Origin of the sequence: Thermogladius sp. 4427co, assembly GCF_051933805.1 — an archaeon.
GTDB lineage: Archaea > Thermoproteota > Thermoprotei_A > Sulfolobales > Desulfurococcaceae > Thermogladius.
On sequence record NZ_CP196893.1, the window covers coordinates 155,182 to 177,244 of the forward strand.

23 protein-coding genes are annotated in these 22,063 nt (G+C 44.8%); 8 read left to right on the forward strand and 15 right to left on the reverse strand.

Annotation, left to right across the window (positions count from 1 at the left end):
- Window positions 1–3 precede the first annotated feature (3 nt).
- The 4 genes from ACSU1N_RS00845 to ACSU1N_RS00860 all read right to left on the reverse strand — a co-directional run bounded on the left by ACSU1N_RS00845 (window position 4) and on the right by ACSU1N_RS00860 (window position 3,867).
- On the reverse strand, window positions 4–1,305 hold the full coding sequence (locus ACSU1N_RS00845) for an ATP-binding cassette domain-containing protein (RefSeq protein WP_440059738.1): 1,302 nt from the start codon (window positions 1,303–1,305) through the stop codon (window positions 4–6).
- 18 nt (window positions 1,306–1,323) lie between these two features.
- Entirely contained in the window at window positions 1,324–2,055 is a 732-nt protein-coding gene (locus tag ACSU1N_RS00850) for an ECF transporter S component (protein WP_440059739.1), read from the reverse strand.
- Between the two features lie 67 nt (window positions 2,056–2,122).
- Window positions 2,123–3,427, reverse strand: coding sequence for a pyridoxal-phosphate dependent enzyme (locus tag ACSU1N_RS00855; protein ID WP_440059740.1), 1,305 nt, complete (start codon window positions 3,425–3,427; stop codon window positions 2,123–2,125).
- A complete protein-coding gene (locus tag ACSU1N_RS00860) occupies window positions 3,424–3,867 on the reverse strand; it encodes an Lrp/AsnC family transcriptional regulator (RefSeq protein WP_440059741.1) in 444 nt (147 codons plus the stop codon). The genes ACSU1N_RS00855 and ACSU1N_RS00860 overlap by 4 nt, the downstream gene beginning before the upstream one ends.
- 105 nt (window positions 3,868–3,972) lie before the next feature.
- On the opposite strand from ACSU1N_RS00860, the gene ACSU1N_RS00865 reads away from it, so the two are divergent.
- The 3 genes from ACSU1N_RS00865 to ACSU1N_RS00875 are packed head-to-tail and all read left to right on the forward strand — an operon-like array spanning window position 3,973 to window position 7,053.
- A complete protein-coding gene (locus ACSU1N_RS00865) occupies window positions 3,973–5,268 on the forward strand; it encodes a glutamine synthetase family protein (protein ID WP_440059742.1) in 1,296 nt (431 codons plus the stop codon).
- Window positions 5,269–5,313: 45 nt separating this feature from the next.
- Window positions 5,314–6,021 (forward strand): ERCC4 domain-containing protein, encoded by a 708-nt coding sequence (locus ACSU1N_RS00870; RefSeq protein ID WP_440059743.1) that lies wholly within the window; start codon window positions 5,314–5,316, stop codon window positions 6,019–6,021.
- A gap of 3 nt (window positions 6,022–6,024) precedes the next feature.
- Window positions 6,025–7,053, forward strand: a complete 1,029-nt coding sequence (locus tag ACSU1N_RS00875; RefSeq protein ID WP_440059744.1) for an MraY family glycosyltransferase — start codon at window positions 6,025–6,027, stop codon at window positions 7,051–7,053.
- A gap of 2 nt (window positions 7,054–7,055) precedes the next feature.
- On the opposite strand, the gene upp is transcribed toward ACSU1N_RS00875, so the two are convergent.
- The 6 genes from upp to ACSU1N_RS00905 are packed head-to-tail and all read right to left on the reverse strand — an operon-like array spanning window position 7,056 to window position 13,619.
- Complete coding sequence (gene upp, locus ACSU1N_RS00880; RefSeq protein WP_440059745.1) at window positions 7,056–7,703, reverse strand: uracil phosphoribosyltransferase; 648 nt, start codon at window positions 7,701–7,703, stop codon at window positions 7,056–7,058.
- 51 nt (window positions 7,704–7,754) lie between these two features.
- Window positions 7,755–8,438 (reverse strand): P-loop NTPase, encoded by a 684-nt coding sequence (locus ACSU1N_RS00885; protein WP_440059746.1) that lies wholly within the window; start codon window positions 8,436–8,438, stop codon window positions 7,755–7,757.
- Between the two features lie 46 nt (window positions 8,439–8,484).
- Complete coding sequence (gene hypA / locus ACSU1N_RS00890; RefSeq protein WP_440059747.1) at window positions 8,485–8,874, reverse strand: hydrogenase nickel incorporation protein HypA; 390 nt, start codon at window positions 8,872–8,874, stop codon at window positions 8,485–8,487.
- 26 nt (window positions 8,875–8,900) lie between these two features.
- Complete coding sequence (locus ACSU1N_RS00895; protein WP_440059748.1) at window positions 8,901–10,115, reverse strand: MFS transporter; 1,215 nt, start codon at window positions 10,113–10,115, stop codon at window positions 8,901–8,903.
- Window positions 10,116–10,152: 37 nt separating this feature from the next.
- A complete protein-coding gene (locus ACSU1N_RS00900) occupies window positions 10,153–11,430 on the reverse strand; it encodes a hydroxymethylglutaryl-CoA reductase, degradative (protein ID WP_440059749.1) in 1,278 nt (425 codons plus the stop codon).
- Window positions 11,431–11,477: 47 nt separating this feature from the next.
- Window positions 11,478–13,619, reverse strand: a complete 2,142-nt coding sequence (locus ACSU1N_RS00905; protein WP_440059750.1) for a DEAD/DEAH box helicase — start codon at window positions 13,617–13,619, stop codon at window positions 11,478–11,480.
- Window positions 13,620–13,734: 115 nt separating this feature from the next.
- Between ACSU1N_RS00905 and ACSU1N_RS00910 the strand changes: the two genes are divergently transcribed.
- The gene (locus tag ACSU1N_RS00910) at window positions 13,735–15,708 is read left to right on the forward strand and encodes a molybdopterin biosynthesis protein (protein WP_440059751.1); all 1,974 of its coding nucleotides are present in this window, start codon (window positions 13,735–13,737) and stop codon (window positions 15,706–15,708) included.
- Between the two features lie 27 nt (window positions 15,709–15,735).
- Here the strand turns inward: ACSU1N_RS00910 and ACSU1N_RS00915 are convergent, their stop codons facing one another.
- Both ACSU1N_RS00915 and ACSU1N_RS00920 read right to left on the reverse strand, forming a co-directional pair.
- Window positions 15,736–16,500, reverse strand: a complete 765-nt coding sequence (locus tag ACSU1N_RS00915) for a hypothetical protein (protein ID WP_440059752.1) — start codon at window positions 16,498–16,500, stop codon at window positions 15,736–15,738.
- A complete protein-coding gene (locus ACSU1N_RS00920) occupies window positions 16,497–16,943 on the reverse strand; it encodes a 4Fe-4S ferredoxin (RefSeq protein ID WP_440059753.1) in 447 nt (148 codons plus the stop codon). Before ACSU1N_RS00920 ends, ACSU1N_RS00915 begins: the two co-directional genes overlap by 4 nt.
- Before the next feature lie 83 nt (window positions 16,944–17,026).
- On the opposite strand from ACSU1N_RS00920, the gene ACSU1N_RS00925 reads away from it, so the two are divergent.
- Together ACSU1N_RS00925 and ACSU1N_RS00930 are read left to right on the forward strand one after the other, a co-directional pair.
- Window positions 17,027–17,374, forward strand: a complete 348-nt coding sequence (locus ACSU1N_RS00925; RefSeq protein WP_440059754.1) for a DUF2258 domain-containing protein — start codon at window positions 17,027–17,029, stop codon at window positions 17,372–17,374.
- A 21-nt stretch (window positions 17,375–17,395) separates the two neighbouring features.
- Window positions 17,396–18,235 (forward strand): nitrilase-related carbon-nitrogen hydrolase, encoded by an 840-nt coding sequence (locus tag ACSU1N_RS00930; RefSeq protein WP_440059755.1) that lies wholly within the window; start codon window positions 17,396–17,398, stop codon window positions 18,233–18,235.
- A 19-nt stretch (window positions 18,236–18,254) separates the two neighbouring features.
- Here ACSU1N_RS00930 and ACSU1N_RS00935 read toward each other — a convergent pair whose 3' ends face one another.
- Together ACSU1N_RS00935 and mvk are read right to left on the reverse strand one after the other, a co-directional pair.
- On the reverse strand, window positions 18,255–18,671 hold the full coding sequence (locus ACSU1N_RS00935; protein WP_440059756.1) for a hypothetical protein: 417 nt from the start codon (window positions 18,669–18,671) through the stop codon (window positions 18,255–18,257).
- Between the two features lie 282 nt (window positions 18,672–18,953).
- Window positions 18,954–19,898 (reverse strand): mevalonate kinase, encoded by a 945-nt coding sequence (mvk, locus tag ACSU1N_RS00940; protein ID WP_440059757.1) that lies wholly within the window; start codon window positions 19,896–19,898, stop codon window positions 18,954–18,956.
- Window positions 19,899–19,959: 61 nt separating this feature from the next.
- On the opposite strand from mvk, the gene ACSU1N_RS00945 reads away from it, so the two are divergent.
- Together ACSU1N_RS00945 and ACSU1N_RS00950 are read left to right on the forward strand one after the other, a co-directional pair.
- Window positions 19,960–20,787: an Mrp/NBP35 family ATP-binding protein gene (locus ACSU1N_RS00945; protein WP_440059758.1), complete on the forward strand. Its 828-nt coding sequence runs from the start codon at window positions 19,960–19,962 to the stop codon at window positions 20,785–20,787.
- A gap of 37 nt (window positions 20,788–20,824) precedes the next feature.
- The gene (locus tag ACSU1N_RS00950; RefSeq protein ID WP_440059759.1) at window positions 20,825–21,502 is read left to right on the forward strand and encodes a DUF7669 domain-containing protein; all 678 of its coding nucleotides are present in this window, start codon (window positions 20,825–20,827) and stop codon (window positions 21,500–21,502) included.
- Here the strand turns inward: ACSU1N_RS00950 and ACSU1N_RS00955 are convergent.
- The gene (locus ACSU1N_RS00955) at window positions 21,491–22,042 is read right to left on the reverse strand and encodes a hypothetical protein (protein WP_440059760.1); all 552 of its coding nucleotides are present in this window, start codon (window positions 22,040–22,042) and stop codon (window positions 21,491–21,493) included. The two genes, ACSU1N_RS00950 and ACSU1N_RS00955, sit on opposite strands and share 12 nt — an antisense overlap.
- Window positions 22,043–22,063: the final 21 nt, after the last annotated feature.

The following is a 22,063-nucleotide window of genomic DNA, read 5'->3' on the forward strand; positions in this document are numbered from 1 at the left end:
ATACTATACTCGTTTCACGACACCCCCGTCGATCGTTAGATGCGTGCCAGCGACCTTTCTCACCCTAGGGTCGTGGCTTGCCGCTATAACTGTTTTCCTATCGTCTAAGAGCCTTTGTATTACGTCGAAGACTTTAGCCACATTATAGTAGTCTAACCCGCCTGTCGGCTCGTCGAGAAGGTAGATATCGAACCCGCCTAGATACGCTGAGGCTATAGCAAGCCTCCTCCTCTCTCCCGAGCTTAATTTCGAAAGCTTCGATCCGAGTATGTTCTTCAACCCGAAGATTTCTACAACTTCTTCAACCCTGTTATCATCTCCTCTAGCCATATACCTTAGTTCATCCAGAGGTGTTGGCATCGAGAAATACGATAAAGGGTTCTCTGGTATGTATATAGGGTTTCTCGAAACCTTCAGCCTGCCCCGTGAAGGCTTCAGTAATCCAGCGATAATTTTAAGCAGTGTTGTTTTACCAGACCCGTTCCTACCCGATACAACTACGAAATCTCCTTCTTCAATAGAGAAACTAGAGGATTTGATAACCCAGTCGTAGCCAGGGTATCTAAACCAGATATTATTTGCTTCGACAACACTATCAGACCCTTTATTAATATTTAGACCGAGCATAGGCATTTGGAAATCCATCCCTTCCAACCTGCCTCTGTATAATACACGGCCACCGTCTAGCACTATGACGATTGGGTCTAGGCTAGACCAGCTGATTGGGTCGTGGTCTACTACTATAACACTCCTTCCTTCTTCAACCATTTTCCTAACATAATCGATCAACTTCCCCCTGTTCTCAACATCTAAGTAGACAAATGGCTCATCCATTAAAACAAGCCTGGAATTAAGCGCTAATACCTCGGCCCACAACAGTAATTGCGACTCGCCAGCACTGAGACCGTAGGTAACGAAATCCCCCTTCTTACCGAAGCCTACCCGCTCGAGCATTCTTGTTTCACATATCCTATTCTTGAGTAGGCTCGTATAGCAGAATTCCGACTCGATAGTATACCCTATTATCCCGTACCAGGGTTCTTGAGGAATGTAGGATACTAGGGATACGAATTCTCTAGCAGACATTCTCGAAATATCTCTCCCCAGCAACTCTATTTTTCCAAGCCAGTACCCTCCTACTCTGCTAATCGAATTGGCTAATACCCGTACCAGCGTTGTTTTACCAGAACCCGACCTACCTGTTACTACTAGTACCTCGCCTTGGTCCAGTGTGAAACTAATATCTCTTATAGTGAAGCCATTAGGGTAGCCTGCTTCGAGGATATCTGCTTTCAAAAAAACCATTTCCAACACTTTAAGAAGCTACTTAGCCTCTTCTCTTATAAAACCTGCTCTGTAGAGCCATACAGCTATCGGCAAGGATATGACGACTCCGGCAATGGCTTGACCTATGTTTACAGGTATCTCATAGATCGCGTTAGCAGGAGGCCTACCGGTCAGCGGGTTGCTTACGAAGTACTCGTATAGGAAGTAGCCTGTTACCATTATGAAACCTGCTAGTAGCAAGCCTATTGGTTCAAAAGACCTCACTATGAACCTGAAGACGCCGTATGCTACTAGAGCACCGAGGAGTACTATTAACAGTATCCAAGCATATAGCGGTATCGTTAATACGCTAGGCGTGAACGCTAGGGTCAGCCATTTACTAGGCCCGAATTCGATAGTGCCAGCCCAGTATAGCGCACCATAGTATAAGCCTGCAGCATAGACTGCGCCAACACTAGCAGCTGCAATAGACTTGTGCTTAGTCCTCCTAAACAAGGCTACCAACACACCAGCTACGTATCCTTCAACAAACTTTATAATAAATGTCGCTGGGGCGAAGATAGCGTAACCGGTTGAAAGGTCTGCTAGAGACGCTCCAACACCTCCAGCGATAGCAGCTACCAGAGGCGTGCTTACGAGAGCCGCTAGATAGATCATCGACTCGCCGAGGTTGAAATAGCCTCCTGTAACAGGCTGGTATATCTGTAGTGCTATAGTTGAAACATATACTAGTACAGTGAACACTACCGCTTCGAGAGCCCTCCTCATTAAAAACACCGTGTAATGTTATATGGAGACAAGTTATTAAAGTTTAAACTTTAAGAAAGGGTTTAAGTCACTTTACCACGTAATACCTCTTATGCCCTTCAACCTCTACTGCTTTAACAAGCCCTTTCTCAGCCAGCTCTCTCAAATGCTGGTATACTGCCTGAGGGGATATCTTAACCCCTAGCCTACGCCATACTTCGTAACCTGTTAAACCAGGCGATTCATTCAATAGCTCTAGTATAAGCCTCTTTGTTACCCCTGGGAATACCTCTGTAAACCTGTGTCTTCTAGCCCCTGCGTATGCTTCAGGCGATTTAAGTCCGTGGCTTGTGATCAACACAATGCTTTTGTCCTCGGGGTTTTTCAAGAAACCTGCGAAGCTTACAGCAGAAGATACTTCGGCAAACAAGCCTTCTTCCCGGCTCAATTTCTCTGCTGCATCAATAACCTCTCTCTTCGAGACAACAATGACATCCCCGTATTCTTCTAATATCTTTAACACATGCTCTAGGATCGTTGGCTTCGTATATCTTAGACCGGGCAATGGTTCTTCGCCACAGGGTCTCGTATTATATAGTATTGAGGAGAATAATGGTCTACCACACGACTCCACCCCGATGAGTCTCGGCAGCCTAGATACCAGGCCTAGTTCAACCAGCTCTCTAAACCCCTGGTATAGGGATAAAAGAGTTAGCCCGCTCCCTAGAGGTAGGTAGATAGCATTAGGTGTATCGCCCAGCCACTCGTATATCTCGAAAGCAATTGTTTTCAAGCCCTGGATCGATAGATAGTTGTACGTGCTAGAAGCATTGTATAGTCCTTCTTTCAAGCTCCTCTTCTCAACGAATTCTAGCAGCTTGTCTAGGCTAGTGTCCTCGAGGATGACTTTAGCCCCGAAGGATTTCATCAACAGTATCTTCTCTTCCTCAACCCATTTAGGAAGGTATACTGTAACCCCTATTCCAGCTCTAGCAGCATAGGCTGCTACGCTCGCACCGGTATTCCCATCGCTCGCTAGAATAATGCGTTTAGCCTTCAGGGATACCGCATCGCTAACCATTAAAGCAGCTGCACGATCCCTGAAACTCCCTGTAGGATTCCTAGTCTCGTCTTTAAACCAGACTTCTAGGTCCCAGTTTATGGACCTGCCTGCTCTGATAAGAGGTGTTTGCCCCTCGCCTAGCGATAATTCGACGCCTAATCTAGGCAGCAATTGCTCGTATCTCCAGATGCCTGTCTTCCTCTCCGTTATACGCCACTTGATTTCGAAAACCGGTTTAACCAAGCCACCGCAGTAAGGGCATACAATATTCCTCTCTGTTGTGAAGGTTCTCCCGCAGTTCTCACACACAGATACCAGACCATGGGTCATAGAGGCAGCCTCTTCTCTTCTTTACTTATTCTGAATACTATACTTGTCCTACTCTGCCTGATATACGGGTGTCTAAGCAGCCATTTAACAAATTCGTCGAGTTCTTTTATCTCTTTAAAAGAAGCTATAACTGCTACATCAAACTCTCCGGTGATATCATAGACGGCTTCTACATTAGGATGCTTCGAGATATCTGATTCGACTTCGAGGATATGTTTTCCATCAACATTCAACAGTATCAGGGCTTTAATAGTGTATCCGAGCTTGGAATAATCTATTTCTATCGTAAACCTCTTGATTATGCCTAATTTAACAAGCTTCTTAATCCTGTCGTAGATTGTTGAAACAGGTTTCGAAGTCTTCTCCGCGATCTCTTTCAAACTCTTGCTAGAGTCTTCCCGTAAAATTTCCAGGATCATCTTATCTAGTTCATCAAGCATCCCCGGATTTCTTCCAGATAAAGCCTTCATTTTCTGAAACCCATTTATTTTTTCATTACAAACGTTTAAAAACGTTCTGGGTTTAAAACATCCATGTGACAACTAATGCTTACACACCTGCTTTTCACAGACCTAGCAGGGTATTTGAGGAAAGTGAGTATAGCGGTAGAAAAAGAACCAGAGCTACTATCAGGAATACAGACCATAATAGACGGGTCTAGCGTTTTCGGTATGGAGAGCGTGGAGAAAAGCGATCTACTCCTCAAACCTGTCAGGAATAAACCGCTGGAAATAAACAGGTATGTCCCGGGCAAGCATTTTATCTCAGGGCTATACACTTCTAATAGCGAAAGATATTCTAGAGACCCTAGGTACGTAGTTGAGAAACTTGTATGGTACATGGAGGAGCAGGGGTTAGAGGCTAGGGTAGGGGCTGAAATAGAGTTCTACGTGGTCAGAGACGTGAAAACAAGCATAACCTACCAGAATCAAAAGCTTGAGATCAATACGGTTAACGGAGGAGACTACCCGGCTTCATCCCTATGGTATGTTAAAACATATGATCACTCCACGTTATCACAAATAGAATTGTTCGTAAGCAAGGTTTTCGACCAGCTAATCGCCAACGACATAGTTTTCAGCAAAGTGCATAGAGAGAACGGTCCGAAAGGGCAGGTCGAGGTCTCTACACAGGCATCTAATCCTATCGAGACATGCGACATTATACAAATGTTTAAATACGTTGCTAGAGTAGTCGGAGCTTCCGAAGGGTTCAAGCCAATATTCCTAGCCAAACCGTTCCCAGACGATTACGGTAGCGGGATGCACATCCATGTAAGCCTGTGGAGAGGCGGTTCCAATATATTTGTCGATGGAGACGAGAATAGTGATGAAGCACTTTACTTCATAGGAGGCCTACTAGAGCATGCTAGAAGCCTAGCTGCTTTCACGAACCCGACAGTAAACAGTTACAGGAGACTCGTCGAGGGGTTTGAAGCACCAGTCTATCTATCATGGGGGTACGGGAATAGGACTACAGCTATACGCATCCCATTACAGAATAAATCCAGGATCGAATACAGGCCCCCGGACCCGACATCAAACCCGTACTTGTCGATCCCAGCTATAGTACTAGCAGGTCTAGACGGTATCAGGAAAAAGATTAGCCCAGGCGACCCGATTAGCGACGATCTATTTAGAGGAAGATACGGTAAGAATTTGAACACGCTCCCGAGAAGCCTAGACGAGGCATTAGACGAACTTGAATCCGATAACGACTATCTTAAACCTGTTTTCACAAAAGACCTTATCGAATCCTATATAGAGCTTAAAAAGAGAGAGTCGAAGAGTTTCAGAACAATCCCTAGCCCGGCAGATTATTTATTCTACCTCGAGCTATAATTATTCGAGGAGTACGCGATATAAATAGTTTATTAAGCGAGGCTGATGTTTTTGGGAGTGGTATTGCTCACGCCTGTCGATGTGATTATCGATAGCAGAGAGGATTCGAAGCACCCCGAGTTCAGGAAGTCTCTTAGTATGAGAGGGTTGAGGACGGCTGTACAAGCCCTCCCAGCAGGCGACTTTCTTTTGCTTGCTCCGCCGGAGAAACAGTCTATTCTCGTAGAGAGGAAGACAGTAGATGACTTAGCTAACAGCATAAGAGACAATAGGATATGGGACCAGTCCAAGCTGTTGAAAGAAGCTGCCGAGAAGGATGGGTACCAGCCGTTGATTATCGTAGAGGGCTGGCTTGGTGTACTCGAGAAATATAGAGAGTGGAGGATACAGAGCGTTCTAAGGGTTCTCGATACCATCATCCTAGATTATAAGATACCAGTATTGAACACTCCTAACGCAGAAGCAACTATCGAGTGGATTGTAGCTAAAGCTAAAAGCCTAGGGGAGACTAGAGACAAGAGAGTATTAAGGCTGAGGGTTGAGAAAAAGCCTATGGATCTAAACCAGCGAATACTATACGTAGTAGAAGGGATAGCTGGCCCTACTCTTGCTAGGAGACTACTAGCATACTTCAAGACGATAAGGAACCTTGCTAATGCGAGTATATCAGACCTCTTGAAAGTAGAGGGGATCGGCGAGAAGAGAGCCCAGGAGATTTTCGCGATATTGAATACCCCGTGGAAAGGTGATTGAAGAATGGATTTTCTAGAAGCATTGTTCCTCATCATAGCTATGGCTATAGCATTCTCGAGTAGTCTAATAGGCGTTAGATGGTGGATTAGCAAAGCCAGGCTCCTGGGGTTTGTCGGCAGGGATATGAATAAACCCTCCGAAGTATATGTAGCTGAAGCAGGCGGTATCTGGGTTAGCCTGGCTACAGCCATAGGCTTATTGTCTTTCATCGGCCTCCAGACATATATTGTAAACGATCAAGGACTTCTGAAAGATTTCGCATCTATCTCACTTCTATCATTCATGTCGGGATACCTTGGTTTTCTAGACGATCTACTCGGCTGGAAAAAAGGTTTGAGAGCCTCCCATAGGATCCTGCTCATGGCCCCTATATCCCTGCCGTTAATAGTACTCAAAGTAGGGGTGCCTACTGTCGTTATCCCGTTTATAGGCGTAGTAGACCTAGGTCTATTCTACTACCTTGTGCTTATACCGGTCGGAGTAGTAGGGGCTAGTAACGGGTTTAATATGCTCGCCGGTTACAATGGTCTCGAGGCAGCACAAGGAATACTACTACTCCTTTTCACCAGTATCCTAGGAATCATCAAAGGCACTGATGGCCTTACAATATCCTCGTTAATAATGGTCGCGAGCATTCTAGGATTCCTGGTTTTCAACAAGTACCCAGCCCGGGTATTCCCTGGTAATACTTTCACATACTCTGTCGGAGCATACTTTGCTGCTCTTACCATAGTATACAAGACTATTAAATTCTCGCTAGCTCTTTTCACGCTCTATTTTATAGAATTAATGTTATTCCTGAGAGGCTTGAGGAACGGGGTTTACAAAGAGAATTTCGGTATCCCGAGAGAAGACGGTACATTGATTCCTCCTTACGATAAGTCTTATAGCCTAACACATTTTGCTATAAGAGTTTTAATAAGGTTGAAGGGTCGTGCAAGAGAGCCTGAGGTCGTATTATTTATTGCTGCCCTCCAGACCATTGTAGGCTTGGTGACACTCTTCCTTTTCGAAATAGGGTTATTATCCTAACCTCAATACCTGGTCACGTAGTCTGATGAAAGGCTCCTATCACCTGCGTCTCCAATACCCGGGAGTATGAAGAATCTCTCGTCTAGCAACGGGTCTATTTCTACAGCGTACAAGGGTATCTGGGGATGTCTACTCCAGAAGTATTCTACTCCTGCTTTCGAAGCAAGGATTGTCGCAGCAACAATATCCCTGCCGCCTTTCCCTAATACGATATCCGCTACTTTAGCCATGGTCCTCCCGGAAGCTAGCGTTGGATCAACTATTATGACAGTGTAAAAGCTTAGATCGCTGGGTATCCTCTCGTAGAAGATCTCTACTTCGACATCCCCGTTGACAATATTCCTTTTAGCGCCTACTAAGCCTAGGCCAGCCCAGGGCAGGGCATCCCATATCCCATGCATCATGGGTATTGAAGCTCCTAATACACCGACTATATATACTGGTTTAGACGGGTACAATCCCTCTGCTTTCGCAAGGTTTGTCTCGACGAATAGCTTACTCCACCTAAGCCTCCTCGAAATCTCGTAGCCTAATATAAACCCTAGCTTCCTAGCAGCGTCCCTATACGATCTAGGGGTCGTATTCTTGTCTCTAAGGACACTCAGATAATACTTTGCGAGAGGATTATCGATTAAAACGAGCTCTCTCATAAATAACACCACGAGACTTTTTTTGTCGATTCCTTTATTAAGCTAGTTTTCTCAGTGTAATATATTATCTAGTATTTTCTCGAAGAAAGGTCTAAGCCGGCAGTCCCTTATCCTCCCTATACCTCCAATACAATTCTCGAACGAAGGCTCGTAGGGTATATAGCCCAGGTAGTTTAAACCGTGCTGGTCAGACCATGCCTTTAAAACACCGCTGCCCATATTCTCTATCACCATAATATTCCGGAAGCCTGCCTCGTTCAGGATGCTAATGATTTTCTCTACACTCCTCACAGATAGAGAGCTGGGGGTTGTGACAACTATTGGGTTGATGAATCTCCTTAGCATGTAAATTATCTCTAGGTGCTCGTCGCTCATGCCAGGCGCTGTGTCTATCATGAGATACTCTATGTTATCTAGTCTTACAATAGATAACAATTCTCTTATCGCGTTTACAATACTATCCCCGCGCAGGGGGGTAGGGAGGTCTCTTGTGAATACAGCAGGTGTTACATAGCTTAACCCGTTCACTTTGTACGGTAGTATCCCTTTATCCTCTACATACTCTATTTTCGCTGGGTCGACACCTAGAACTACGTGTGTCGAGGGATTCGAGAAATCTAGGTCTAGCAATCCAATTCTAAAACCTTTCTCAGCAGCATAGTAGGAGAGGAGGGTTGCTATAACAGTTTTACCGACTCCCCCTTTACTGCTTAATATTGTGAAAGCCTTCTTCAAAGATTTCAGCTTGCTCCCTACCGCGATTACTCTGAAATCGCTAGCGCTAATAGGGCCTCACCTCTAGTACCTCAACACCTCTCCCTTTGACTATCCGGAAATCCCTGCTACCGCATCTAGGGCATTTAAAGTAGGCGTAAACCGATTCAGGTAGGAAGTGTATTGACTCCCTCACATCGTTCGTTAACGAGCCTGGGTCGAGACTCCACTCGTACCCGCATACATTACACCTGAATACTGGCTCCTCGTCAACGATCTCAAGCTCGTCTACGCTCACATTATATAAGCTTGAAAGCTCTCTTAAAGAGAATGTGAAAATATCCTTGTCAATATTCTGTAGCACCCCGATTTTAATTCTCAGGGTTCTAATCCTATTACCATAAATAGAAGCAACATATTTTACAACAGCTTCTGCCAGGCTCCACTCGTGAACCATCTAGACCACAATTAATGTCTTAGAGCCTAGGTTATATAAAAAATATACCATGTAGCAACCAGCCCGATTACGAAAGATACAAGTAGGGAGTTGAAAGGGTTTAGGAATGTATACATTAACCCTGCTACGTACGAAGCCAGCGCGCCGCCAAGTGTTTCGAGAGTCCTCTGTATACCTGTCGCCCTCCCTCTTAGCTCGGGAGGTAATATGTGTGTTAGTATCGATGAGATCGATGCTCCGATAACGGCTCCTCCGATACTTGAGATAGATGCCGAGAGATATACTAGTGGAACTAGCTCTCTGCTAACATATGGGATTGCATATGTTAATTGAGATACTGCTATCAAGATGCTTGACAACACTATTATCCCCTTGCTGTGCAGGGATATTCTAGCGGTTAGAACCAGCGATGTTAGAATAGATGACGCTGAGCCGATGGTAGTAGCAACACCCCACGAGGCTGCGTCCATTCCGAGCCTGTTGATAGCATATATAGCTCCGAAAGTATTGATTACGCCTAGTGTCAACTGGTTGAAGAATGCTGTGTACAGATAATATTTCATAGCCTTGTTCAGAATAGGTCTGTAACCTGCTAGCTCAAGGATTACACTAGATAAATCCTTATTCCTGGGAGACAGCGTCTCGTGGAGGGTTTTAATACGTAGAATTGTAACTACTAGAGCTATAACCCCCGAGAATACGAATCCGAATCTTATACCGGTGACACCGTATATATCGTATAATACGCCTCCTACAATAGGCATGAAGAGCCATGGTATGCTTGAGAAAACATTTAGGAGCATGAAGCCCTTCATAGTCTTATCCCGCGGCATTGAATCCATGACTATAGCTGTTAAAGCAGGCTGGTAGAAGTGGCTAGCGTTATCTACTACCCATACTGCTGCTAGAAACCTCCAGTCGGGTGCTACCGCATACAGGAACTGGACTATGGAGACTAGGGTTGTGCCGATTATGATCGGCTTAACCCTCCCCCATAAGTCTGTGAGAAGCCCGCCTAGGGGTAGGAATAATGCTAGAGCGATCAAACCAATAGAACGTATTATCGATATCTCGAGATCGCCCGCGCCGAGGCGTTTAGCGTAAAGTGAGAAGAAAGGCATTACCATAGCGCTGCTTAGAGCGAATAAGAACCATGATAAAGCCATTACCCCGACATTACCTGATAGAACATACTTTAAATCGCTAATATAGGCTCTGACAAACCCAATCAAGTTTCTCAACGAGTGCACCTTGGGAAAAACAAGCTTAGCGATTACACTATACTTTTTCACCGCGCAAGTACGCTTCAAGCAATTGCCTAGCGTACTCGTATGTTATCTTACCGTCTTTAATCATCCTCTCAGCTATTTTCTCAACGAGCTCCCCGGTAGCCCCTGCAGTAATAGCTAGGTTCCTTGCGTGGAGTCTCATATGCCCTTTCTGAATACCCTCCGAAACCAGAGCTCTCAGAGCGGCTAGGTTCTGGGCTAGGCCTACAGCGGCCATAATTTCTGCTAGTTCTTTAGCTGTTTTAACCCCGAGGATCTTCAAGGCTATTTTAGCTACCGGGTGAACCCTGGTAGCCCCTCCTACAGTACCTACCTGGAGAGGTATCTCGAGGCTCCCAACCAGGTAGCCTTCTTCATCTATCTCCCATGTGCTAAGAGGCTTGTATACGCCTGTCCTAGAAGCGTAGGCGTGGGCGCCTGCTTCTATCGCCCTATGATCCTGGGCTGTAGCAAGAGCTACGGCTATAACACCGTTCATAATACCCTTGTTATGTGTGACAGCCCTGTATGGGTCTGCCTCTGCTATTATACTCGCTTCAACAATCCTCTCAGCGATCTCCCTCCCGCCTACGTTATCAGGGTTGGTTCGAGCCCAGGCTCTCACAATTCTCCTAGTCGCGTAATTTGATAGTATCCTCAGCCTCGCCTCCCCGCCGGTGATCTTTTCGATCATAGGCGCTATGTTCTCGACTATGGTATTAATAGTGTTAGCGCCCATAGCGTCTAATACGTCGACTATTATATGTACTGTTATGATAGGGCCCATCCTAGAATCCACAACCCTTACCTCAATATCCTTAGGCCCCCCGCCTAGTTTGACAATAGTCTCCGAATACTTCTTGGCTTCATCCAGGATTTCCTGTTTAGACTCTAGTATTTTCATAGCTTTATAATATGGCGCTCTAGCACCTACGATATGTATCTGGCCGATCATCTCCTGGGGACCGGCAACACTTTTAATCCCATCCCCGTCTCTAAGCATCCTAGCAGCATTGCTAGCTGCTGCTACAACACTCGGTTCTTCAATTACCATAGGTACCAGGTAGTCTTTCCCATTAATCCTGAAGTTTACAGCTACGGCGAAAGGATATGTCATACCCCCGATCACGTTTTCGACCATGGAATCGGCTATCTCTCTAGGCAGATTCCCGAAATTCCCGAGGATACTTACTTCCCCCTCGTCTAAGCCAGCCCATTCGGCAACTATCTTCAGCCTTTCTTCCACAGGTAGCTTATAAAACCCGGGTATCCTACTATTCTTTTCCAAAATCGACACCGGGATCGAATTATCGGTGAAGAACTATTAATATTCACCTAGTCCGGGGGCTCGTTAAACCCCATGGATTTCAGCTCTTCGCTAATCGATTCTACGAGCTTTCTTCCGAAGCCAGGTAGGGAAGCAAGCCTGCTTTTAGGTGTCGCCGAGAGATCTCTTAGGCTTCTAATACCGTGTGATATGAGTATTCTAGCCCTAACCCTACCGATACCTCTTAGCTTTACTAATTCCAAAGCATCCTCTCTCACCCCGTGATCTATCCTCATAGAAAGCTTATTGAGCTTCTGGTAGAAGACGATATCCCCGAGCAACCTCTCTATTTTAGCTAGAGAGCTAGTAATCCATGTAGCGGTCTCTCTCATAGTATAGAGGTCTCCCGACCCTATCTCGTATTTACTAATAATCCTGTCCTCGTCTACTTCGTTAATCCAGTCCCTTAGTATTAATGCGTGAACGTACCCTACTATAATATTCTCGATATCAACCTCTCTCAGCCTGCCTGCTCCTATCCTCCTGAATAAACCTGACTGGAAAGCCTGCTCCTCGTATACTTCGATGATATCGCTTGGTATGAAAGGCCTGCTCCTAGCGTAGTCTACGGTTGTTGTTACGATATGTAGCAGGTCCAGCTCATCTGGCTCACTGGGTTTATACGAAAGGTAGTAGTAGACTGTTAAAGGATCTAGATACGTATAGGATGTCAGCTTCCCCAGCCTAGTCGGCTTGAGGCCGCTACTAGTTTTCTCGACCATATTTGTGCTAGCGAGGAATTCTAGGATTTTTTCAACATTCTGCGAGAAAAGGTTTGAGCCACCGTATTGCAGCGACCCCAGGGTGCTGCCGAATATATTCAGCACGTCTTCGAGGCTGCTAGCGTCATTACTAGCTATTAGGGATAGAGTATGTATTCTAAGGCTTCTCTCGCTTGAAATCTTGCTCTGGACGTTCTCCGGAGGAGACTTGATATACTTCAATGCCTCCTCCCTGCTCTTGGCGTCTGCTATAATCGCCTCGCCAATATCGTCGTACCTAGGCCTACCAGCCCTCCCAGCCATTTGCTTATACTCGAAGACAGGTATGCTAACAGTTTTAGACGAGGTAGGGTCGTACCTCTTGACTGAGACTATTACTCTCCTCGCCGGCAGGTTTACTCCGGCTGCCAACGTCGGCGTAGCGAATACAACGTTTACAAACCTCCTCCTGAAAGCTTCTTCAACAGCCCTCCTAGCCTGCAGAGATAGACCTGCATGGTGATACGCGACTCCTCTGCTAACTAGTGATAGTAGCTTTTCTCTCTCAAGCCTGCTAGGGCTCTCTGCAAGCATACTGTGTATCGCGTCATCTAATTCTACATGCTTAAACAACCCTACCCTAGAGACCTCGAGTGCCAGCTCTTCAACCCTCCTCCGGTTATGGACGAATACAAGTGTCTGGAGCCCTTTTCTTGCGGAATGTGCTACGAGATCCATGATCCTTTCTCCAAACTCTTCCTCAACATCTTCAAAACCGCCGTCTGCGAAGACTATGCTACCAGCCCTCTTATCGTAGAAACCCTCTCTGAGCTTCACAGGCCTCCAATCAATGTTTACGAGAGAAGCATCCAGCCACTCAGCTAATTCCTGCGGATTCCCTATTGTAGCTGAGAGGCCTATAATCCTCGTCTGGATCTTCTTCAGCCTCGCTACTATCATTTCAATAATAGGGCCTCGTTCAGGGTCGTTTATAGTATGGAGTTCATCAATTACTACGATGCCAACCTTCCTCATCCAGAACGGTTTAATCCTCAACAAGCTATCGAACCTTTCGTATGTAGCTACGATAATATCTTTGTCTTCGAGCTCCTCAGCCGGGGAATCGTAGTCTCCGGTTGAAATACCGATTCTAAACCCAAGGCTCTCGAGCACTTTGAACTCCGTGTACTTCTCGTTCGCAATAGCCCTCAGGGGTAGAAGGTACACGCCTTTCAAACCACTTTCTACGGCTCTAACAATAGCTATCTCGCCTATCAGAGTCTTACCGCTAGCGGTTGGAGAAACGATAAGCATATTCCTGTTCGTGAACAAGCCTCCTTTCTTAACAGCTTCTTCCTGAACCGGGTTCAGCTCGTTTATGCCTCTCGCTTTAAGGATATCAATATACTCCCTGCTCAGCCCGTACGATACTAGTTCCTCGACTTTCAATTAGACCACTAGTATCTGCCACCCACTATATATTACGATTTGGATTAAAAGACGGTTTGACTCGAATTTTTAGAGTAGTATAAAGCTTATCACCTAGTTTATGAAGGGGATTGTATTGTCGAGGAAGATTTTCCACAACCTTGTCTCAATAGATGAGGCTTTAAGCATTCTAGAAAAACACTACAGTCTCAAACCCCTGGGGGTAGAAGAAATCGATCTAGATAGAGCACTTTACCGGGTTCTAGCCGAAGATATTTTCTCGCCAATAGACTACCCGCCGTTTGATAGGAGCGAGGTAGACGGCTATGCTGTCAGGTCTACGGATGTATCGTGGGCTGACGAACTAGCCCCGGTCAAACTGAGGGTAGTTGGCAGAGTCGAGGTGGGGGAGATACCGGGTTTTAGTGTATCCCCCGGGGAGGCTGTTGAAATAGCGACCGGCTCAATGCTTCCAAGAGGTGCTGACAGCGTTGTAATGGAAGAGTATACGAGCAGGGCGGGAGAGGAAGTCCTTATATACAGGAGCACGTTTCCCGGGGAGAACGTTAGTACTGCTGGAAGCGATATTTCCCTAGGCGACCTGGTTTTAGTGGAGGGAAGTATCCTAACTCCAGAGAAGATAGGTTTGCTGGCAAGCCTCGGATATGATAGGGTTAAAGTGTATAGGAAGCCTAAGGTAGCCGTATTCTCTACAGGTAGGGAGGTCTTGAAGCCTGGAAGCGTATTAGAACCAGGTAAGGTTTATGATACAAACAGCTATCTGATAACATCGTTCCTTCAATCAATGGGCGTTGACGCAAAGAACTACGGTATACTACCAGACGAAGAAGAAGTTGTATACGAGGCTCTTTCAAAAGCTCTCGGGGAAAACGATGTCGTAATTACGAGCGGTGGGACTAGCGCTGGCGTCAAAGACGTGGTATATAGGGTTTTCAATAGGCTCGGCCAGCCCGGCGTGATCGTCCACGGGCTGAGGATAAGGCCTGGGAAGCCTACTGTTATAGGCGTTGCAAGAGGAAAGCTACTGATAGGGCTGCCGGGTTTCCCGCTCTCATGCTATATGGTCCTACTGAAGCTTGTAAAACCTATTATATCAAGGCTGGCTGGTCTGAGAGAGGTACCCGGCTATAGTATTACTGCTAGAATCCCTGTTAAAATTAGGAAGAGAGCAGGTAGCGCAATGTTCCTGCCTGTTGGATTAGTGAAAACTAGTAGAGGGTACGTAGCCTACCCGGTTTCTACGAGCAGCGGTAGCGTATCCTCCTTAGTGTTAAGCGATGGATTCCTGTATATAGATGAAAAGACAGAGTTGGTGAACGAGGATGAGGAGGTAATAATTGAATTGATGAAGCCTCTCGAACAAGTGACTAGGCTGAATATTATCGGCAGTAACGACCCCTTGCTGTACTTCATTATCAAGAAAATCGGGCTTGTAAACATCGCAAAGATCGTCCCAGTGGGAAGCTTGGGCGGTTGGAAAGCCGTCGAGAGAGGGGAAGCCGATATCGCTCCAACTCATTTACTAGACGAGGAGAAAGGCGTCTATAATACCTCTTTTATCGAAAAATTCGGCCTAAGGAATAAAGCGGTTGTTGTTAAAGGATATAAGAGGATTATAGGGCTGGTTGTTGCAAAAGGTAATCCCAAGGATATTAAGAGCATAAAAGATTTCGTAAAGCCCGGCGTAAGGATCGTGAATAGGAATAAAGGCTCTGGTGTCAGGAGTTTTATAGATATGGAGTTGAAGAAGATTAGCGAGTCGAGTGGTATAAGCTTCGAAGAGCTTGTTAGGAGGATAGATGGTTATTTCTATGAGGTAAAAACGCATTCAGCCGTCGCTGTAGCAGTTAAACAAGGGAGGGCTGACGTAGGTATCGCAGTAGGCTGGGTTGCCGAGAAGTACGGGCTTGATTTCATACCTTTAACCTGGGAGGAGTTCGATTTTGTTGTGCCTATCGATAGGCTAGATAAGCCCGAGGTCAGAGTTTTTATAGAAGCATTGGGGAATAAAGGGTTCATGAACGAAATCCTGGGTTACTTCCAGCCTTACTACCAGCTTTCCGATGAAGCAGGTAGAATCTATTATTAGTTTTCCTATTAAAACACAGGCCGATACTTACCCGAGGCCTGCAGCCGATAGCGCATACTTTAACTCAGCATGGATTCTCCTAAATCTTCCTACGAGCCGATCCAGGTCTCTTAAAACATTGAGGCAAATGGATGATAAAGTGGAGTTAAATAGTAGAAGGCTTAACTCGATGATAGACCCGGATTTAACAGCTGCACCCGAGTCTTTTATAGACCTCTTTAATCCAAGCAATCTACTCATCTCGTCTTCTAAATTAGTTAAGTGCGACGAGATATAATCGGATATAATCCTCACCTGGCTTATGAAGAAAGCATTTAAAGCACTATATAGTTCGAAGAATACTAGCGCGTAATAAGGGTTGGAGTAGGATATTAGCGCGAGAAAACCTATTAATATAGCTAGAGGATACCACTCTAGGTATGTTCTGAAACCCTTCTCGAATTCTCTAATCATATAGACCAGTGTCTTCACTCTCTCGTTTCTCTCAGAACCTACTAGTTCTACTATGCTCCTCGAATATTCTAAAACAGATTCCCCAAGCCTCTGCACGTATAATAATGTGTAAACGACTAGGGCTGATGAAAAAACTATTCCTATAAAACCGATTATAAGGTTAAGCTCTACTACTTCATTCGGGAAACTAAACAATTGGCTAAACAGTAACACGACGATATATACAGGGCCTAGGTACGCGATGTATAGTGAGAAGTTGAATACTATACCCTCATTTAACGGAGTCCCAATATCTTTTATTATAGCATCCATGTTTTTCAATATACTTGACCTACTCATACCGAGCCCTTTTGGATTTGGATAAGGTTTTCCACCTTGTAGAGAAATCTGCTCGTCTTGACCGCCTGCGGTGAGATCTCTTTAACCTCTCCTTCGTAAACTACGTAATGTTTTCTCACTGTTTTACTTAAATTCATTATCTTGAAGACCTCTTCGACCATCCAGTGGAGTTGAGTACAGTGTAGACTACCGTCTACCGTCAGGACAGCTACTTCATCATAAGATCCCCTAGCTAATATACCTGCCAGCTTGAAACCGACCATGTTTACATGCTCCGCCTCCAAGCAGACGGATAGGGGACAATAACCCATGTCGATAAAGTTTTTGAGAATGCCGTAGTGCTCGACCTCGATACATCTTCCTATTATCAGGAGCTTCCTGCAGTCTCTTATAAGCCTGGACCTAGCATTTATATCTATAAGCTTCGGAATACTATAGACCACTAATTCCACCGATCGATTTCGTAATTAATTATTAGTAAAAAATATTATTAGGTTGTTAAACAAAACATTTAGAAGGGGAAAACATGTCTGTTGTAAAAACAGGCCCTGTAAGACTAAGCGGGTATGCTATAAAGCTTAGGAGGGTTGTAAACGCCTCGGTTAGTAGCGTTCTAAAAGAAAGGCCTGACATACAGAAGAAGGATGTGCAGAAGAAGGTTAATGAAGTTCTGACTAATCTCAATAAACTAATATATAGCCTCCTAGTAGAGAAGTATATGGCTCCTAAAGACGCTATAGTTAACATAGAGCTAGAATACGAAATATCTGATACAGATTTTAAATTGAAAAACATCAAAATAGAGCTCTACGAGCTTAACACGACGATATCCGATGAAGCGACTAGCGAACTTAAAAAAATGCTAGGTATCTAGAAAGACGAATACTACGCTAAGGTGCTTGATTTGGGTAGAGAGCTGGTAGTAGGCTTTGTGCAAGCTGATCTGAAAAGCCCGGATCCTTTGGAGAATGCTACTAAAATTAGGAGGCTTGTAGAAAATAACTATAAGAGAGCAGATATTATCGTAACCCCCGAGTACAGCATGGCTAACCCCTTCTCCCTGCAAGACCCTTCAAGATTATATGAGAAATCCGAGGTCCTAGACGACAGCAGGTTTCTTGATGAGCTAGAGAAAACGAGTTCCAGGCTCGGAGCCTACATACTAACCCATTTTATTGAGAGAACCGAGTACTATCCTAAGACTAGGAGTTCGAGCGTAATAATTGACCCTAAAGGGGGGAGGCGTAGAGTATATAGTAAGATACATTTATTCGACGCCTACGGATATAGGGAGAGCGATTTCTTCATACCCGGGGAGAAGCCTAGCGAGCAACTAGATATTAAAGGCGTAAAAGCCGGTGTCGCAATATGCTACGACCTAAGGTTCCCAGAGCTGTTCAGAATCTATAGCTGGAGAGGCGATGAGATAGTACTAGTCCACTCCGGCTGGGTTAAAGGATTCCTCAAAGAAGCCCAGCTAGATTTCCTATCTAGGGCTAGAGCACACGAGAATACCGTGTTTATAGCTGTAGCAAACCAGGTGGGAGAAATGTTTACGGGAGGCAGCGGCTTATACAGCCCCCTAGGCTATAAGAAGCTTGAACTAGGCTTTAGAGAAACATATGCCGAGGCAGAAATAGATCTAGAAGAGCTTAGTGAAGCTAGAGAGATTATACCGGTAGTTTATCAATCGAAAACAATATGGGATTTAAAAATGAGAGAAAGGAAAAAATAAAGATTATTTAAAAACCCAGTTATTTCAAAGCCTCGAGTTTTTTCATTATCTCATTATACATCTCTTCACTAGCGAAAACAGCTTCAACCTCGGAATCCCTGACTTTCACAACAAGGCCTTCAAGAGGGTTCTTAGGAGGGTCTGGAAGTGTAGGATCGGGTTTCTCCTTACCTATGTAAGTCCACCTTATCCCTCCTTTCTCAGTCCTCTCAATCTTGTACCAGTAACGCCCGTAATAGTAGTACTTCGTCCTAACAGAGTTACCCTCTTTTCTAACAGCTATGTGGACTGGTTTCAGGTAGTAGCCTTTCTGCCTTGCAGTATTATTATACTCGTATATCTGTTGTAGATAGTCAGCGATTACCGTATTCAGCTTCTTGAGGAAGTCTAGGGATTCCCTTACTTTCTTCTTCGTCCTCCTAAATGTGGCCTCCATTACGGTCAGCCCATGGGAGTCCTATCACTAATTATCAAAAATCTATCCACATCATCCCTATTTAAATCTTAACACAAAAAACTTATAAACAGTTGTAAAAACATGTTTTACACATACATGTTTTGCCCGAGTCTTAACTCGGGCCGACTCCTAGGACTATAAGATAAGTACTCTTTAACCTCTACCCGCTATCTGTGGGCGTTGTCCACAAACTTTTAGCCGCCTATAGGTAGCTATAGTATGTGATTAGCCGGCTTACTAGCTTCTACCGGTAGTAGCATGTTAACCATATGGGGATAATGCTCTTACGCCTTTAAGATCCGGTTTTGCCAACAACGGTTCTAATCCTAGTTCCCTAACCCTATTTGAAACATTGTCTCTCCTAGCTTCTTCGACAAGTGCTATTACAATACCCCCTCTACCAGCACCGCTTACTTTAACGCCCAGTGCCCCTGCTTCACGAATACTCCACACTATTCTATCTATAGCACTAGAAGATACGCTTATTGAGGCGAGGAGGCCGTGGTTTATATCCATCAACTCCCCTAGTCTTACGAAATCGCCTGTTTCGAGCGCTTTCAAAGCTTCGGTAACAATAGCTTCGCCGGCTTCATATATACGGGAGTATATAGTAGGGTATTTTTCGTATCTCGATAAAACGTCTGCAACAACCTGCCCTGTAGACCTCTTAATTCTCGAATCGACAACAACTATATAGATATCCTCGGGCCATTTAATCTCCAGCCTTCTAAAGGATTTGTCCTTGTATAGTATGATCCCTCCGTAGACTGAAAGAGTATTGTCTATGCCGCTAGGATTTACATGGTAGATCTTCTCTGCTTCGAACGAAACCTCCCATACCAACTCTTTAGATGGCTCGAACCCGGAGAAAACTGTGAGAGCATGCGCTAAAGCTGATGATACAGCGGCCGAAGACCCCATTCCTGAGCCAATAGGGATCTGAGATTCTATCACAGCGTGGAAATTATTTTTCAAAATACCCCTTTTTGATAGTTCTTCGATAATTTTGTGAACACCCCTGTCGTTAACTACTCTAGAAGACAAGTCTACTAATATCCCGAGCTGCCCCGACTCTACGATACCTACGCCCTTGCTAACACATGTTTTTGCATAAACCGATACAGCCATTCCGATTGCCGGCTTCCCTTTGACTACGAAATGCTCACCGAACAATAATATTTTCCCGGGTGCGATAGAGCAGGGCATTGTTTACCACAAATATGTTATAAAATCTTGTTTCAAAGATAAATCCAAATTAAGTGATAGCATGTCGCAAGCAAGGGGTTTCAGAATTCTCTCTGACCTGACGAATCAGATAAGAGATAGAATGAGCAGGATTAAATATAAGATCATGGTCATAAGCGGTAAAGGCGGCGTGGGGAAATCGTTTGTATCCGCTATGCTATCTCTAGCATTAGCTGAGAAAGGCTATAGGGTCTCAATAATGGATGCCGATATCCACGGTTCTAGTATTCCCACAATGCTAGGGCTAACTAATATGAGGCATTATGCAGACGAAGAAGGCATCCTACCGGTCGAAGGCCCTCTTGGAGTCAGTATCGTAGCCATGAATCTCATGCTCGACTCGCCAGATCTACCAATCGTATGGAGAGGGCCTCTAAAATCGAAAGCGATCATGGAACTCCTAGCTAAGGTAAAATGGCCCCAGGGAGATTTCCTAGTAATCGACCTACCCCCTGGTACAGGGGACGAGGCTATTACAATAGTCCAGTCTATTAAAGACTTGAAGGGGGCTATTGTAGTCACAGCGCCTAATATATTGTCCGAGGTAATTGTCTCGAAGGCAATAAACTTCGTTGTGAAAAGCAATGTGCCATTACTCGGTATTGTTGAAAACATGAGCTATTTCAAATGCCCCTGCAACAACCAGGTATATTATCTCCTAGGCAGGAGCACAGGGGAAGAGCTGGCATCTAAGTATGGTACTAGGCTACTGGCTAGGATCCCCTTGGATCCATTAATAGGAGAAGCCCTTGAGAAAAACCTCCCATATCTAATTGCTTACCCGGAAGGGGAGGCTTCGAAAGCAATCAGATCCCTAGCAGAAGAAATATTAAGGATTCTCCAACCATAACTAATATTGGTTATTTCTCCAGGAGCTCGGTGAGATATTGGGGGAGAATGCTGAGTCGCAAGGGCAGAAGAAGCCTAACTGGCTTTTGATAAAAGAAGCCTGTCTAGAACTTGTTAAATCGGGTAAGACAGTTTTCAGTAGGAGGGAAATCATAAACATAGCTAAACAAAAAGATCCTTCTAGGTCGGATATGAGCCTTGACTTCGAAATAGACCTCGTTACGGTCAATAGCAATAGCAAAGACCGGTACAAAGACCCTGATAAACTATTCTTATTCAGGGTCGAACGCGGGACATACACATTGTACGACCCGGAGATACATGGTCCTATAGAAAGATATATCGAACTAGCGAAATTCAGCCCGGCTAGGAAGCAAGTGATCTCTCAGATAATCAAAGACCTAGAAGAGAAAGGGTTCGAAGTCTCGGAGAATAAACCGGCTAAACCGATATCCCCTGACCTTACAGCATGGAAGGACGAGAAGAGGATCGGAGTATGGGTGATAGACCCGAGCGTTGATAGAGCTACTCAGCTGAAGAACCTATATCTAGCCGTAGGATCCTCCCTACTCGATCAAAGTTTCGAAGGATACTTCATAGTCCTACCCCAGGATCTAGCGGATAAAATAAGCGATAGAGTCAGAGAAGTCTTGAACTCTTTCAACACGAAGATCATAGTCTTGAAGGAAGAGAAGAAGTATACCCTACTTATTTAGAGGAGGCTGTATAGATTCGTTTTCAAGCTTTGTCTTCAACAAGGTACGGGCTTCCTCAAGTACCTTCCTAACATCGGGGGTTTCGCTAGTATCGTAATTCAGAGGCGGGCCTGTTTCTAGTTCTACACTAGACAACTCCCTGATAGACGTCTCTAGTTCCGCGAAGTATATACTGAGATCGGGTATTTTAGACTCAGGTATCTTCTTTATATCTCTAACAATATCGCCTACTTCATCAGCTAGGAGCTTGAAATCCCTCATTGTTATCGCGAGGTCTATGCTTAAGGAGACCTTCTCTAGGACAAGCTTTAATATCTCCAGCCTGCTTCTCATCCTGTCTAGTTTAGCTATCTCCTCAGCGTATTTTTTCGCTAGGAAAGTTTCGCCACGGGCTTGGAGCTCTACAGCCATATCCATTAGTTTACTCCTCCTACTGTTAATCCTATCAATAAGACTGTCTAAACGCTGTATGCTAGCCCTCACATTGTAGAGTGCTGTCAGAGCCGATTTCAATGGGTCTACTTTTTTCCTTAAAACCAAGAGAGGCACCACTAGTTTAAT